This is a genomic window from Pigmentiphaga sp. H8 (assembly GCF_003854895.1).
In the GTDB taxonomy this organism is placed as follows: domain Bacteria; phylum Pseudomonadota; class Gammaproteobacteria; order Burkholderiales; family Burkholderiaceae_B; genus Pigmentiphaga.
The window spans coordinates 1,019,873-1,036,016 of sequence record NZ_CP033966.1 but is presented as its reverse complement, the minus strand read 5'-3'; the positions used below and the strand labels follow the sequence as shown (position 1 = coordinate 1,036,016).

At 49.2% G+C, this 16,144-nt stretch carries 13 protein-coding genes and 1 pseudogene; 7 read left to right on the top strand and 7 right to left on the bottom strand.

The genetic code is table 11. The annotated features are described in order from the left end of the window. Positions 1–11 precede the first annotated feature (11 nt). The 7 genes from neuC to EGT29_RS04915 are packed head-to-tail and all read left to right on the top strand — an operon-like array spanning position 12 to position 6,128. Complete coding sequence (neuC, locus tag EGT29_RS04945) at positions 12–1,145, top strand: UDP-N-acetylglucosamine 2-epimerase (RefSeq protein WP_124687971.1); 1,134 nt, start codon at positions 12–14, stop codon at positions 1,143–1,145. Positions 1,146–1,160: 15 nt separating this feature from the next. Continuing rightward, on the top strand, positions 1,161–2,390 hold the full coding sequence (locus tag EGT29_RS04940; protein WP_124687970.1) for a hypothetical protein: 1,230 nt from the start codon (positions 1,161–1,163) through the stop codon (positions 2,388–2,390). A gap of 23 nt (positions 2,391–2,413) precedes the next feature. Beyond that, positions 2,414–3,334, top strand: coding sequence for a Gfo/Idh/MocA family protein (locus EGT29_RS04935; protein WP_124687969.1), 921 nt, complete (start codon positions 2,414–2,416; stop codon positions 3,332–3,334). Continuing rightward, the gene (locus tag EGT29_RS04930) at positions 3,324–4,031 is read left to right on the top strand and encodes an acylneuraminate cytidylyltransferase family protein (RefSeq protein ID WP_124687968.1); all 708 of its coding nucleotides are present in this window, start codon (positions 3,324–3,326) and stop codon (positions 4,029–4,031) included. The genes EGT29_RS04935 and EGT29_RS04930 overlap by 11 nt, the downstream gene beginning before the upstream one ends. Before the next feature lie 2 nt (positions 4,032–4,033). After that, a complete protein-coding gene (locus EGT29_RS04925) occupies positions 4,034–4,867 on the top strand; it encodes an SDR family oxidoreductase (RefSeq protein WP_124687967.1) in 834 nt (277 codons plus the stop codon). A 45-nt stretch (positions 4,868–4,912) separates the two neighbouring features. Further along, positions 4,913–5,491: a DapH/DapD/GlmU-related protein gene (locus tag EGT29_RS28705; RefSeq protein WP_124687966.1), complete on the top strand. Its 579-nt coding sequence runs from the start codon at positions 4,913–4,915 to the stop codon at positions 5,489–5,491. 19 nt (positions 5,492–5,510) lie between these two features. Next, positions 5,511–6,128 (top strand): sugar transferase, encoded by a 618-nt coding sequence (locus EGT29_RS04915; RefSeq protein ID WP_124687965.1) that lies wholly within the window; start codon positions 5,511–5,513, stop codon positions 6,126–6,128. 37 nt (positions 6,129–6,165) lie between these two features. Here the strand turns inward: EGT29_RS04915 and EGT29_RS04910 are convergent, their stop codons facing one another. From EGT29_RS04910 to EGT29_RS04880, 7 genes and pseudogenes are all read right to left on the bottom strand, one after another. After that, entirely contained in the window at positions 6,166–7,983 is a 1,818-nt protein-coding gene (locus EGT29_RS04910; RefSeq protein ID WP_124687964.1) for a hypothetical protein, read from the bottom strand. Between the two features lie 833 nt (positions 7,984–8,816). Further along, on the bottom strand, positions 8,817–9,638 hold the full coding sequence (locus tag EGT29_RS04905) for an IS3 family transposase (RefSeq protein WP_124687963.1): 822 nt from the start codon (positions 9,636–9,638) through the stop codon (positions 8,817–8,819). Continuing rightward, positions 9,635–9,949, bottom strand: a pseudogene (locus EGT29_RS04900) (DUF1153 domain-containing protein). Before EGT29_RS04900 ends, EGT29_RS04905 begins: the two are co-directional and overlap by 4 nt. 601 nt (positions 9,950–10,550) lie before the next feature. After that, complete coding sequence (locus tag EGT29_RS04895; RefSeq protein ID WP_124687962.1) at positions 10,551–12,803, bottom strand: polysaccharide biosynthesis tyrosine autokinase; 2,253 nt, start codon at positions 12,801–12,803, stop codon at positions 10,551–10,553. A 12-nt stretch (positions 12,804–12,815) separates the two neighbouring features. Continuing rightward, positions 12,816–13,964: a polysaccharide biosynthesis/export family protein gene (locus tag EGT29_RS04890; protein WP_124687961.1), complete on the bottom strand. Its 1,149-nt coding sequence runs from the start codon at positions 13,962–13,964 to the stop codon at positions 12,816–12,818. A 38-nt stretch (positions 13,965–14,002) separates the two neighbouring features. After that, the gene (locus EGT29_RS04885) at positions 14,003–14,488 is read right to left on the bottom strand and encodes a low molecular weight protein-tyrosine-phosphatase (RefSeq protein WP_124687960.1); all 486 of its coding nucleotides are present in this window, start codon (positions 14,486–14,488) and stop codon (positions 14,003–14,005) included. A 43-nt stretch (positions 14,489–14,531) separates the two neighbouring features. Then, positions 14,532–16,082, bottom strand: coding sequence for a capsule assembly Wzi family protein (locus tag EGT29_RS04880; RefSeq protein WP_124687959.1), 1,551 nt, complete (start codon positions 16,080–16,082; stop codon positions 14,532–14,534). Positions 16,083–16,144: the final 62 nt, after the last annotated feature.

Sequence of the window (16,144 nt, the reverse complement as noted above, 5' to 3'; positions counted from 1 at the left end):
GAACGAAAGCCATGTTAATTCATTACCTCAGTGGCAGCCGAGCTGATTTTGGTCTTATGTCTGCTTGCCTTCACACAATAAATAAAAGCAAGCGACATAACATCCAAATAGTTGCGACCGGGCAACACATGCTTTCAAAATACGGCTCAACGATTGACGAAATACGCGCGGAAAAATTTGAAATTGCTGCTGAAATCCCGGTAAATTTAAGCGGGGCTAGTGGCGCCGAAATGGCTTTGGCCTTAGCTACAGAGTTGAAAGGGCTTATCCATTGCTGGGAAAAAAACCGACCAGACATGATCTTGCTTCTGGGAGATCGAGGTGAAATGCTTGCTGGAGCACTTGCGGCTGTTCATCTCGGAATACATATTGGCCATATCCACGGCGGGGAACGGTCCGGTACCCTAGATGAAAGTTTTCGCCATGCAATATCCAAGTTAAGCCATTTTCACTTTCCAGCGACCATCGAGTCTGCTGAACGTTTAGTACGGATGGGAGAAAATTCCAGCCATATATATGTTATTGGCGCACCGGGGCTTGTGGGTATCACCTCTTTGGCCGGAGACTGTGACCGAAAGACTGTGGCAAGCCAGTTCAACCTTCCTGAGGATAGGCCAATTGCCCTTGTGATTTACCACCCGGTAGTTCAAGAAGCGGAGCATTCAGCGGAGCATATCAAGGCAATACTCGAGGCATCCACGATGAACGGGCTTTCGCAGATCATCTTGAGGCCCAACTCCGATGCTGGCGGTCAAGCAATAGACAAACTCCTTGATAGCATAGACTCTCAACCTAATGTTCGAGTATTGGCTCATTTGCCACGGACTGATTACTGTAAGACACTGGCAGGAGTAGACCTACTTATAGGCAATACCTCTTCCGGGATCATCGAATCGGGCACTTTTGGAACACCTTTTGTAAATGTGGGCAATAGGCAAAACAATCGGCAGCGGAACTTGGCTAATACTTTTGACTGTTCTGACGTCAACGTGAGTGCCATTAACGCCGCGATAATTCATGCTCTTCACTCCTCGCCGGAACAGAAGAACGTGTACGGGGATGGGACCGCCGACGCCCGCCTTCTCGCTGCTCTAGATCATATATCATTGCAACCTGAGATTTTGCTCAAATGCAACGCATACTAATGGTAGCGGAACTGTATGCACACTGCAGGAATTAAGAAACCATTTAAACCACTATTGGCATCGTACGGTGGTGGGCATGCGCAAATTATAGCTGCGCTTACTCATGCTTTAATTGCCCGCGGGGCCGAGCCCTATCTTGTGGGTTTCACTACAGCACGAGATTTCTTTACCAAGAGCGGCTTGAACCCAAATTCGATTCTTTGCATGGAAAATCCCGACACCGAGGTTTACTCCGGCATAATTCCATATTTGAGTTCATTTTTAAAAGATCAGCAACACCCCAATATTCTCCCACGAGAAACCGAAGCATATTTTAAAATTGGTTTTTTTGATCTCATCCGTGAGCATGGATTTCCAGAAGCAAGAAAACTTTTGGACAGCCATGGCAGGAAGGCCTTCAAGCCGGTACGTGCAATGGAGGAATTCCTTACTCGAACCGCTCCAGATTGCGTAGTTACTACTACCAGCCCTCGTTTCGAACACGCGCTCTTAAAGGCCGCTAGGAAATTAGGCATTCCTTCAATTGCGGTTTCTGATCTTTTTTTGCTAAACGAGCGAGAATGGATTCTTGAGGGGGGCTATGCTGAACACCTGACTGTACTAAATAGGCAGGTCGCAGACGATCTTTACAACGCCGGATTGCGTGGAACAGAAATCCATATTACAGGAAATCCAGCGTTCGACTCCTTGAGTCCGCTCCCCGAGGATCAGGAAAAGCGTGCGAAACTTCGTACACAGCTGGAGATCGGCAAAAACAGCAAACTTATTCTTTGGCCATCCCCAGCGGTAACGTCAACTCCCCTTTATTCGAAACAGCTGCTATCTCCATCTCAAGTCTCGGCTGCATTCGAAGAACTGTGTGCTGACCAGCCGAGCTTCTCTTATATGCTTCGCCCCCATCCTAATGCTCCCTACGGCCTGCCAACGGGGGCTGAGAAAGGTTTTCTTGACCCCGGGCTTTCTCCCCGCGACGCTCTTGTGATCTCTGATATTGTATGTGTCGAACTGAGCACAATGGGACTACAGGCGGCTCTTTATGGATTACCTGTAATATGCGTAGGCTTTGCCAAGGAAGCCATCTATCCTCAATATGGCTTAGCGAAGGCCGCGTCGTCCATAAAAGAAGCCATAGCAATACTAAAAGCGAAGGCCTATAGCTCCCCTCTTCGGAGTGGGGATATGCCAGAACCGGGAACCGCTACGCAAGCCATTGTAGATCTCATTTATGAGATTGGTACGAGATAGAGTTTACGGACCCTGTGGAAACCATGGAACATGTCTTAGTTTGGGGCTACGGCTCCATCGGCCAGCGACATTCTCGCGTATTAGATAGCCTATCCTGCAGTGTCGGAGTAGTTTCTGCGCGAAACATTGAGGCTCCGAGAGCATACAAAAACATTCAACAAGCGCTTGACGAGCACGCACCTTCTTACGTGATCATTTCAAACGCCACAGCATCTCACATTGAATCAATAGAAACCTTAGCCAGTCTCAATTTCAGGGGAAAGGTACTCGTAGAAAAACCTCTGTCGGCTCATCCGATAGCCATTCCCCAAAATGAATTTTCCGCCCTTGCAGTAGCCTACAATCTCCGCTTTCATCCGCTCTTGGCAGCAATGCGCGAGAAACTCCTTTCGGACCGGTTGATCAGTCTCTCGATAGCCTGCGGTCAACTGCTATCGACGTGGCGTGCGGATCGAGATTATCGCTCCACTTACTCGGCGAGCGTCAAGAACGGAGGCGGAGTATTGCGAGATCTGAGCCACGAGCTAGATTATTTGAGTTGGATTGCTGGCCCTTGGAAGCGCTTAACTGCACTTGGGGGAAACTACGGGGCGCTTAATATCACAGCAGATGAGTCTTGGTCTATTCTAATAGAACTTGAGTCCGGGGCAGAGGTTGTTGTACGGCTAAATTACTTAGATCAACCTCCTCGCCGGGAAATAGTAGCGACCACAGAGCGCTCCACACTAAAAGCGGATTTTATTTCTTGTGAACTAATGGATTCATTCGACGTTCATTCCATGCAAGTCGACAGAGACTACACATATGAGCAAATGCACCGAGCAATGCTTGCGAATGACATGAGTACCGTCTGCAGTGTTGAAGAAGCAGTCAGCGTAAATAGGTTGATCGCAGCTATCGAACAGGCTGCGACACAAGGAGTTTGGGTAAAAAATGACCACTAGAATATGTACCATTTGTGCTCGTGGAGGCTCAAAAGGCGTCCCAGGCAAGAATATTCGAAGTATTTGCGGAAAGCCCTTAATTGCATGGACAATTGAGCAAGCAAGGAAATCACAACTTTTTGATCTTATCGCGGTAAGCAGTGATTCTCCTCTCGTTTTGGACGTCGCTCGGCAGAACGGGGCAGATTACTGTGTCCAACGACCAGTTGAGTTAGCTAGCGACACTGCGGGCAAGTTGCCAGCCATTCGGCATTGCGTAGAGCAAAGCGAGGGCTTCCTAGGCAAGACCGCTGATTTAATTATTGATTTGGACGTTACTTCACCACTGCGTCTCACTACAGATATTATTGAGGCCGTTCAGCTTTTGGAGAAAAGTAGGGTCACAAACGTGATCACCGGGGCTAGAGCTAGACGTTCGCCATATTTTAATCTTGTCGAAAAATCCCCTTCCGGTCACGTCATACTATCAAAGCGACTTCCTCAATCTATCCTACGTAGGCAGGATGCACCAGCATGTTTTGATATGAATGCTTCCATATATGTTTGGAAACGTGATGCTTTCATGATGAAGCCTCAAGTTTTCTACGAAGACACAACCATTTATGAGATGCCGGAGCATCGCTCTATAGATATAGATTCGGAACTTGATTTTGAGATTGTCGAAATGCTGATGAGAAAGCGACTACCGAAGGATTAAAAATGATTCCCTCCATACAAGCGAATTGGAGCAGAAACTCCTTTATTCTTCGCAACAAAATTGCCGTAGTTACTGGAGCGACAGGGATATTGGGACGTTGGTTTTGCGCAGCGCTGGCAGATCATGGAGCTGATATTGCTCTGGTTGACCAAAGCAAAGATGTTATTGAGATGGCTACCTGGCTTAGCTCTCAGTTTTCAGTCAATGTGCGCGGCTACGAGCGTGATATTTCAAATATAGAAGGCCTTTCTATTCTCGCAGACGAAATTGAGACTGAACTCGGCCCTGTAGATATTCTTCACAACAACGCTGCTACGAAGGGTAGCAATTTAGATGAATTCTTTAGCCCAGTGGCTCAATTTTCCCCAGAGACATGGCGAGAGATCATGAGTGTAAATTTGGACGCAGCGTTCTTCGTAGCACGTGAGTTCGGAACGAGAATGGCAGCTCGGGGCTCAGGCTCCATCATTCAAACAGCATCGATCTATGGAATTATGGGTCCAGATCAGAGAATTTACGAAGGATCTAGCTACAACGGACGCCCTATTAACACCCCGCCAGTTTATAGTGCATCGAAGGCAGGGATTGTCGGATTAACAAAATATCTTGCCACGTACTGGGGAAAGGAGGGCGTGAGAGTTAATACACTTACACCGGGTGGTGTTTCTAGCGGCCAGAATAAAATTTTCGAGGATCGGTATAGCGCTCGAATTCCATTAGGTAGGATGGCGCAGCCGGCAGAAATGGTCGGAGCACTGATTTTTTTGGCATCGGACGCCTCCCGCTACATTACTGGTCAGAATATTGTTATTGATGGAGGTCTCAGCGCTTGGTAGCTTTTTAAAAAATTGATGTAATATCATGACCTTCGAGAAACGCATATGTTTTTCTTTGACACAATTGCTTCTTTCACAAAGAGACTGAGATATTGGCATTCTTGCAATCGCATCGGCCCTGATGTTCCTTTGACTCATTGGAAGCTTTATTTTCCCAGTCTTGGAAAAAAATTAGCACAAGCGAAGTTAAAGGCATTTGGGAATGGCAGCGAAATTCGCCCATATGCTTATCTAGTCAACACTAACCATATTAGCATCGGCAGAAACGTTACAATAAGACCGAATACAATGTTAATGGCCGCATCTTTTGCACCTATAGACATTGGCGATGACGTCCTAATTGGCAGCGGAGTCCATCTAATAAGCTCAAATCATAACTTTGATAAAATAGGTACTCTTATCTCAGAACAAGGTCATGATCAAGATAGGGCCGGCATCTCCATTGCTAGCAATGTTTGGATAGGTGCCAATGCTATCGTTTTGGCTGGAACCAAAATAGGGCACCATGCGGTTATTGCAGCGGCAAGTGTAGTCACTAAGGATGTACCCCCATATTCTGTAGTTGGAGGCATTCCTGCGCGAATTCTACGGAATATCGAGCATTCGAGTGCGCAACTTAGTTAGCCTCTTCTTTTTTAGACCGATGATAGACAAGATTTTAATTCGCTTCGCCGATATTTTATTATCCTTACTCGGCTTAGTCGTTCTTTTTATCCCCATGGTGATCATTGGCCTCTTCATTTGGTTTGAAGACCATGGCCCTATTTTTTTCCGTCAAGCAAGAGTAGGAAAATGCGCCAAGATATTTAAAATTTATAAATTTCGCTCGATGCGTATGGAGCCTCAAACTTATCAAGGCGCAGTCACAACGCTTACAAGAGAAGAAATGCTCGCAGCTCGAGCACACTTCAAGACAACTCGTGACAACGACCCCAGAATTACAAAGATGGGAAAGCTTCTACGGGCCTCTCATCTCGATGAAATGCCTCAATTATTGAATGTTTTGCAAGGCACTATGTCATTAGTCGGAGTCAGGCCGGATACACCTGTGCAAGAAGTTGATTATTCTCCAGAGTATTGGCAACGACGGCACCAACTCAGACCAGGCATCACAGGACTTGCACAGCTCAAATCAGACACTGCAACTCTTGAAAGACGCACGGAGCTGGAGTTACTTTGGCTTGACAAGCCAAGTTTCGTTATCTATATCAAAACACTCGCCCTTACCCTCTTAAAGGTACTGAAGCGGACGGGAAATTAGATATGGTTATCATCCCGCAATGGAAACCAACCTCAGTTTAATTTTTTGGACCGAGGCCAATTAACATCCATCGAGAAGCTGAAGCAGAGTAAACAAAAGTCGCCCCAGCACACTCTCCTTCCTGCCCTCCTATTTTTACCGACCCGCTAGGAATACTTGCCGATTCGCCATTAACAAGCTCAATGCCGGCAATTCCGAAAGCCAGGGGCGTTAGATATAGAATAGCTCCTTCTGGAGGTTGTATTTCTGGGGCTAGATTCTGAACTTTACCAAGCGTGCATTTTGCTGCACCAGTTTTGGCGCCTGACATGCCCACCGCCAGCACAGTAGTTCGCCCCTGTAGGAAGAGAGGAATACTGTAGCCATCGCCATCAGGTACAACGCGCTGTATTCCGTAATCTATTCCCTTCGGAAGTCCTTCGTTATTTTTTAATTGTAATGTGGGCTCATATATCAATTCCGCTCCGTTGCGCAGAACCAATGGACGACTCACTTCAGAGCGGTTTGCTGGAGCTAGATAAGACTTCGCTCCGTCGAGCCTAATCACTCCGCCGAACATAGTAATCGTTTTTGACCAGGCACTAGCGGATAATCGAATCTCGCCGCCGCGGCTAACGATATTTCCGGCTATGTCCACGTAGGCGCCATTAATCGTACCCCCCGGGTCGACAAGTAAGTCTCCTAGAACACCAACTCGTTTGGTTTCTCTACCCGTTAAATTTAGCTTTCCTGTGGATGCAACCAAGGTGGTGCCCGTTAATTTAGCTCCGGTAGCTAAATCGCAGTTGCCTGCGACGAGAGCTTTCCCGACATTGCTTTCACTCTGTACAGCTGCGATTGAAACCCCGCTACCTGCGTAAACAATAAGGTCGTAGCTTGTCGCGCCACTAAAGCTACAGTCAATCGCTTCAACAAACCCGCCAGCTTCGCAAACTACGCCCATTTGTAACGAGCTCGAATCAATGACTACCCGCCTAATATGAACATATGCATTGCGGTGTGATGTAAGAAGCACTCCCACATTATTTTTTTCTGATGATCTCACTGTCAGGTCTTCCAGCGCGATTTCGGTCCCCGCAGAGATATATGGCCCGTAGACATATCCCGCCGATGGGTTTGGCTCAATAAACGTTTTTGCTACTCCCTGCCCTCTTATCACAACCATTCCTATCAAGGAATCTCCTTTTTGAGCAGTTCGAGCACTAGTCACCTTTCCTTGCGGATAAAAAATAGAGGGACGAGGCATAGACTCTGCGGAACGGCTTGATTTATTATAGACGCCCTCAGCAAGAACTATGGTCTGCTGGTGCCGAATTATCGCTGGCAGGCTATCGAAAGCGCGTTGTAGCGTAGCAAAAGGGTAGCGAGCCGAAAGACCGTGATTTTTCGCATCGTCGCCGATGGACTCGTCAACATATACAGTCGCGGGGCCGTGGGTTTCTGCGGTATCCACGTAAACTACTTGCCCGTCCACATTCCATGCCCCAGGTCCGCTATGCGGAATATTGGGTCGGGGGAAATTGCCCTTCACCCGGTAGATTTTTCCTGGGTAATAGACTGCGGTTGGATTTGCACCATATAATTCATTTAATGCAGCTGTATTGTCGATTTCATCTACATCTCTCCCTGAATAATCCTCCGGGGTAGCTGGGAGATCCAAAAGTCTACTTTGCACACTCCGAGTGATTGCCCCAACACCGTTTCGCTTGAGAGTCCCCGAGTTTTCGTAGCTTAAACCCTCTTGAAGAGGTGGCCTGTCTTGTGCAGAGCTCTCGGCCACAACGCCGCCAGCCGCAGAGATCGCGGCGGTGAATCGGGAAAGAAAACTGCGCCGCTTCATATTCTTCGTATCCATAGACTCACCGTAATGAACTCACTGGCCAAGAAAACCCGAACTGTTAGTTATCCAACAGCATTACATAGACTTGAACGCGGTATGAAAAGTTTCCAATCAACAAAAGTGAGGCAAGCTTTAAGTTCTAGCCAGCTCTTCATCCATATCACTAACGTTAAGTTATCAAGATCCTTGAGCAGGGGAATGGCAAACATGATAAAAAGCAAAGACAGACCATCGAGTTCTGCAATCGGGGCATAGCCAACATTAGGAAGACCGAAGCCTAACGCTAGAGCTGCCTCTCGAAACTCGGCGGCTTACTACAAACGGCGCGCGTCAAAGCCAACAAATGGAGCCAACGGAAGCTCGACGGCTACGCAGGCTAGAGAAAGAAGAGTAGCAAGGCCAGCCGAAGGATAGCTAGTACAAGCCGAAGCCTCGGAATCAGGAATTGTCCAGGCAGATCCACAGTCCGTCACGTATGGCTAGCGTTCCGCTACAGTGTATAGCGCGCAATTTCGTGGCGTCGGCGTAGGTCTCGATCCAAGGGACCTGGCAACACGAGATCGCTGACCAAACTGCCAGCAAACACAGTCAGGCTTGGCTGCATTTAGTAAACGTATACCGCTGAGCACAATCATGATTAGCAGCTAATCGCGGGATACGGGCCTTCATTATCGGCGGCGTAGCCCCCTTTGGGACACATAAAGCGCCTAACCCTAGCCAGCGTCGCCGATGCATAGATATCGCGGTGTCCTGTGCGGGGACATGGTGGCACCGTTACTCCCCTCCCGCAGCGGACCCAGTGGCACCAACACCGAGTCGGTGTATTGACCCAGCAGAACCTGCTCAGGTTAAGCGGCTAATGCAAATGCCTCAGCCGGGGTCTTCATGCCAAGCGCCTGGTGCGGGCGTCGGCCGTTGTAGAAGCGTATCCAATCGCCGATCACGCGGCTGGCGTGTTGGATCGTCTCGAAGCGGTGCCGATGCACGCACTGTTCCTTGAGCGTGCGGATCACCCGTTCGATCATGCCGTTCTGCTGAGGGCAGTGCGGCGTGATGAACTCCTGGCGCAAGCCGTAGCTGCGCACGAGGGCGGTGTAGCTGCGAGAGGTAAAAACCAAGCCATTGTCCGAGCGCAGCAGAAACAGCATCGGCACGCGCCCCAGCGTTCCGAAGCGAGCGATCAGAGCGTGTTCCAGTGCAGCACCCGCCGTGCAGGCCCTACCGCTTCGCGACAGGTGCCAGCCAAGCAACTCACGTGTGTGACAGTCGATCACCAGCGCCAGCGTTGCCCAGCCGTCCCGTCCAGCCCATACCCGGCACAGATCCGTGGACCAGCGTTCGTTGGGCATCGTTGCCACCGATGGCAGCGCCTGGATGCGGGGCCTGAAGCCTATGGGCCGCTTGCGAACCTGCCAGCCCATCAGTTGGAACACGCGTTGCACGGTGTTCTTGTTGAACCCCAGCAGGTGCGCCACCGTCCGGTACCCGAACGACGGCGATTCCTCGATCATCGCCTTGATCGGCACGGCGAACTTGGGATCAACCTTGGGCGCGGACTTCACCGGCTTGTAGTACACCGTGCGGCGCGGCACGCCGAACCAGCGGCACAGCTTGGAGATCGAGACGGTGATGCCGTCGGCTTGCAGTCCCTGGCGGATCGTCTCGATCACTTCTCGTCCTCGCCCAGCAGGGACTGCAATTTTTTTCTGGCGCGCAGCTCCAGCATCGCCTCGCCATAGGCTTCTTGCAGGTCCTTGAGCTGGCGTTCGTACTGTTCGCGCACGTCCTACGGGTTGGCTCTCAGGGCGTTCTCCATGCCCCGCTTGCCGTCATCGACCCACTGTTCGACCTCCGACGGCGACAGATCGTACTGCCGGCTCGCCTCGGTCACGGTGGTCTTGCCCTGAATGATGTCCAGCACCAGCGCGCTCTTGCGCTTGGCTGTCCAGCGCTTGATGTCCTCTTCCATCTTCATGCTCATCGTCAACTTCCTCGATTATGACGTGAGCAGGATTTCACTGGGTCAATACATCGGCTCGGAATTCATCAGGAAAGCGTCTATCGCCTGCCACCAGATTAAGATCCGCCACCTAAGGGATTGAATTCAACAATCCCAACGGCCGAATCAAAATTTCAACGATAGCTTCCATGGTGGATCTGAGCCGAGAACGGCAGAGCTAGCGCGCACTTTTGTAGCCTAGCGACGAGACTACAAATAAGGTCCAGATAGCAGCGCTAACATATATCAACGGAGAACTCGCTACCTTAAGCAAGAAGCTGTTGATATAGGAATTCGAGTTAATTATGCACGATAGCAACATCCGCAGCTTCGGAAGAACATAGCTATCACCGAGCATCGATAATGACTCAGCTAAAATTTCCAAATACATTAGGAAACAACAATACTTTACTTTTCCGTTAGTTTTAAACGCGAAGGCCTTTTCCAACCGACGGCCAGCCGGCGGTGAGACCGAAGGTTGGTCTAGACTGTCCGCCGGAGCCGGTTTTTACACGAACTTACTTAATCTGCCAGATTTGTGGGAAACACGCTTACTATCTAAACTTAACGAATCAGTCCCTGGCTAGGCCTTGTTACCGTAACCATAATAATATCTATATGCATAGCCATACCCAACTCGACGGCGTTTTATTCCGTTAAATATAACACCCTTAACACGGGTACCAGTGGTTTCTAATTTCCGAACAGCATCTCGCACTTCACCCAGAGTGCTCACTTCTGATCGAACCACCATTAGAACAGTGGAAGCTTGGCTCGCCACAGCCAAAGTATCTCCGACGGGGAGAATCGGCGCTGAATCGAGCAGAATGTGATCATATAGCGGCTGAACATTTGATAGCAATTGTGCAAAAGCCTCTGTTAGGAGTAACTCGCCGGGGTTCGGTGGAATTTGACCAGAGGGCAGCACATCCAATCCATCAATTGAAGCGGCGTTTGTTATCAAAACATCGTCAAGACGCTTCTGTCCCGCGAGCAAATTAGATAGACCCGCACGCAATTCATATCCAAAATACGTCCCGAGTTGGGGACGACGCATATCAGTTTCGATCAAGAGAACTCTCTTGCCCGCCGACGCCAGCAATGCGCTGAGGTTCGCTGACACGAAGCTCTTTCCCAGCGCTGATGTAGGTCCGGTAATCACAATACTTTTATTCTCCGCCCCAAGCGTAGCGAATGATAGCCCAGTACGGAGAGAGCGCAAGCTTTCAATAGCGGGATCGTCAGGTTGCATGACAGCTAACAGTTGACTACGACCGGAGACGATTGCATCTCGCCCTTTTCGATCTCGTTTACTTGAATCCAGTTTTTCTTGAGAAATGCTTTCAGGAATACTCGCAAACGACACCAAACCTGTCGCACGCTCCACTTCTGACACTTCCCTTACAGTGGGTCGCAGCATTCGAACAACAAATGCTGCGGCTATTCCCAGCATCAGCCCAAACAAAGCCGCAACACCGACAATTAAGGCCTTTCTAGGAGCCACGGGTAACGTGTCGCGAACTGCGAAATCTATTATTCGAACATTACCAACCGTACCCGCCTTTGCTACTCGTAATTGCTGAGCATTATTCAACAATGCGACATACAACTCATTACCCACTTCGGCATCACGCTGCAACCGCAATAGATCGCGTTGAGCAGCAGGCAAGCGATTTACTTGATCGTTAATAGTTCCACTTTCTCTATTAATCGCTGCTAGTTGAGACTCAATCGCCTTTAATTCCGGATGCTCGGGACGATAGCGTTGCCGCAGCTCATCCCTCTTGAGTTGCAGTTGCATCCGTTCTTTTTCAGTTTCTACCGCTTGTTGCAATAAACTGTCCGTAGCCTTCTCAACACTAACCGTATTAGTTTTTGTACGAAAGGCATTGAGTGCGTCTTCCGCGCGTATAACACTTTGCTTAATTTGTGGCAGCTGTTCTTCTAAAAATTTCAGGCTTTGATCTGCTTCAGCGCTGCGACGTTCGACATTCTGAGTCAAATAGGCACGGGCAATTGCATTCACAAGCCCTCGAGCAAAGTCAACATCGGGATCTGTGTAGCTAACTCTAATAACACTACTTTGCTTGCCGACTTCCGCAACGCTCAGCCCCTGCAAGACATCCCTATAAACATCAACTGTCGAGCGACGAGATACGACGAACTCGGTACCAGGTCGACCGATTAGTGTTTTAACAGATACAGTCGACGCTTTTCCGTCTAGAGGAAAAGAAACAATTTCACCGGCACTCCCAGCAGCAACTTTGACTCCATCTTGGTCCTCTATTTGATAACCTTTATCAGTTACCCGAAAGATGAAATCTTGTCCATACCTTGACTCAGGAATCGAAAAGCTGTTAATAACGAGCCTCTCCCCCCCCCAAGCATAACTCGTCAGTCCGAAGAGAGGATCTACTGGCGCCCCCTCTTCTGAATGATGACGGCTCCACCACCTTCCAAAAAGAGGAAAATACTTTGGTTCTACAGAAACATCCGCATGCGTGGCAACAATCGCCTTTACGATAACTTCGCGCGAGCGTAAGATTTCAACTTCGCCGCTTACCGGACTTGAATTTGCTCCAAGTGCGTCAGCTATATTTTCCAGACCTCCTAACAATGCGCTGGATTTCTTATCTTCCACCTGAACCAGCGCATCGGCTTGATAAATAGGAGTGGCAAGCACAGCATATGCCACCCCGATAACGATAGCAGCAAAGGCAAAGACACATATAATCCATATATGCTGCAAGAGCGTATCGATGACATCTGCCAAATTGATTTGATCTGCCGGCACGAGTTCAGCATCATTTAATGCGGCGAAATTAGTTTCCTTCATTTCAAATCCGTGTTAGTTTTGGACTGACGCCCGGATCACCGTCGCCGTTGGAATAATATTGTTCACAACACGGCCGAACCTTGCTACTCCAGCAGGATCGACGTATACAATATCCCGAGACTGTAGATCAAAACGATCGGCCAAGACCAATGCGTCCGGCGCGGCAGCATCCAAATGCCAAATCTGCGGGCGACCGTTTTCCCCCCAACGTATTACGTAAAGTTGACCAGCATTGGCGCTTAATGGGTTAAACCCCCCAGCATCAGAAACCGCTTCTGCTAAACTGAGACGCCCCCTTGGCATTACAAGTGACTGAGGTTTCCCTACTTCTCCCAGCACAAATATCTTATTATATCGGTTTTCCGAAATAGTCAGGATATCACCAGGCTCAAGCTGTTTATTTTGGGAAATATCTCCCTCATAATACAACGCATACAAGTCGACCGGGACTTTTTCGCCCTTTCGCATAAGCACAGCTGATTTCAAATCAGCTTCTGGCTTCAGTCCTTCCGCTTGAGTAATTAGATCGGTAATTGTAAGAGGCACGTCTGTAATAGGAACCACACCTGGTTTCCCAACTTGCCCCATTACAAAGGCGCGTTTGCCACGATAATTCAGCACCGATACATCCACTTGCGGTTCGACGAGCACCGCCGACAGTTTTTTCGTCAAATCATGTCGGATTTCTTGTACGGTCCGCCCAGCAGCCTTAACTTGTCCTGCATATGGATAGAAAAAATTACCATCGTTATTTACTATCCGACCTTGAAGATCATTCAGCACACCGGAGGGATTATTTAATTCTGGATGGTTCCAGACAGTAATACGCAGAACATCTTGAGGCGCAACGGTATAAACATATGAGCCTTTTTGATGGCTCGAAACTTCAGCCCGGATTTTGTTTATTTTTTCTGCAGCAATTTCTTTTTCGTGAGCTTGCCGTGCGATCACGTCAGGGTTAATCGAAAAAATATCGGCTCGCTCTTCCACCGACTCTGTCCCGGTTGCGTCATAGACATAAGCTCGATCGGTTTCGTTTATTTTTGCAGTAACGCCTAAATATTGGCCAGGCACCAGCGAACATCCCACTAGAGATGCCAAACCAACCAAGCTGCCCCCCACCTTTACGGGAACAGTTGAGAGTAAAGCATAGGGTTTCATAAAATCAGCAACTCCTTTAATTGGCAAATAGGCAAGCTCTACGCGACGACACGGAGCATGCCGGCTTCATGCAACCGCCTTAGCCATTCTCTCGCACCGCTATCACATTGATCCCAGGCGAGTTCAAATGCGGACAACGGTTCGTTAATGGGGTCCGCGATTTCTTGGCCCGACCATTGTCCTAAAAGAAAGGTCTTACCTGTGGCGGTGGGGAAGCGCTGCTGTACTTCGCGTCTGTGCCCTGCATCCATCACGAACACCGCCGTTGCCATTGCCATATCAGCACTTGTGACTGCTGCCGCCCGTTTCTCTTCATTTAGCGGAATTCCTTTAGCCTGAGCAACAGCTACTGCATGTGGATGAGGCCGACGTCCAACCGGCGCCGCTAGCCCTCTAGACATAACAATCGCGTCCAATTTCAGCTCATCTACACGGCGGGCAAACAACGTTTCTGCCATTGGACTGCGACAAACGTTGCCAGTACACAATACGAGCAAAACAGGAGAGCTGTGAGTAAAAAGCATAATAAAATTCGAATAGGATCTACTTGCTTCACAGTGAAGTCAGTTAAAGAGATCTTTCCCCTTTCCCTAATGGAATGTTCATTGAAAACATTAAGCTAAATCCGTTCTCAATGCTTCCAGCAGATCGACGCAGTATGGAAAGGCCTGCCCGAAAAGTTGCAGGTCGAAGACGCCAGCTATATGCCAACTCCCCTCCGTACCAACGTGCGTTCTTCGGAAATACCTGATTAATTGCTTGGTTAGCCTCATTGACTTCAGCCTGCAAAATGCGAACGCTGTATCTTGAGAAATAGCGGAAATCGTCCGGTATCAATGTGACACCAGCCGACAGCATTCGGCCGCTTCCTCCGATGGGATGCGCAATGGGTAATCCATCGTGATATAGCCCATTCTGATAAGTACTGTGACTATATGCTATCCCCAGCATGCCATCCCGTAACCCAAAAATTCGGCTAGCGGTTGTATCAGCACCTTCCGCATACCATTGGACACGAGTTGCGCCAACCGTATGTTTATACTGCACTCCCCCTTGGGCCAAATAGTGGGAAGGCATCCCCCCCGCCTCGTCCTCACCTGCAAGCTGCCCGTACAAAGTGAGAGGATTTCCCCTCAACTTAAAGGTGTAGCGGAAATCAACTCCGGACAATTCGTTGCTGGGATCTCGACGGGGGCCTTGTTCATTCGAATTTCCCTTTAAGGCGTTCCAAAAAGAGCCCCATCCGTTATCACGCCCGCTTCCTCCCCACTCGATAAAACGGGAAGCTCCAAGCTCAAGCCCGTCAAAAGGGCGGGCGAACACTCGCATATTGATCACTCGAGCACGAGGAACTGCCGTATCGTGTTGCAATTGGCCCAAGAATAAATCATAACCCCAGGGGCCAATCCAAGAAAACCATTTACTCTGAGGCGCTGTCTGCCTCGATCGCTGCAATCCAACACCGGGAATAGCCGTTCCGGCGTTCCCCCAATTTAGACTTCCATCTACTCCGGGCCCCCAATAATGCGCTAGCTGGCCAACATATAACGCCTGCCCTAAAAATTGAGCAGACAAATAGCTGCCCTCCAAATTAGCCTTCGATTGTTTACCGGTAAACGGATCCAGCAATCCGTTTAGCTGCAGCTTACCGGCGTAAGTGTCTCCTCCACCTTGAAGATAAACACCTCCTGTGGCTGCCCCCCGACTCTGCGCGGCAAATCCTAGCTGTGGCAAAGAGTCAGTGTTGATTTGCCCGGTAAGGCCAAATTTGAATTGCCTTTGATCATCTAGATAGCGACGCACGGCCAAGATCGCATGCACATCAGCTCTATTTAGTCCCGTCTTCTTGCGAGCTTCCAAAGCACTCTCTAACACCGATACCGGGATTGGCCACGTGGAAGTAGATACGTACCCAATAATTCCTCGATCAACCAGCCACTGAATATCATCTCTCAGTTCTTGGTTGCCTGCTTCAATCATGGCCGCATTTTGTGCCCAACTATTACTAGTCACTAGGACACCAGCAGCACCTAGCAGACAGGCTGCAATGGACCGTGCGGCACGCTTATAGGTGGACAAATCCAATCGAATCAAGCCGCTTTTACGCACGATAGGCATCAGGAAAGAGTTGTCCAGGGGACTAAGGGTTAACCCTTAGGTCCCTGGAAGAGAGAAAGGCG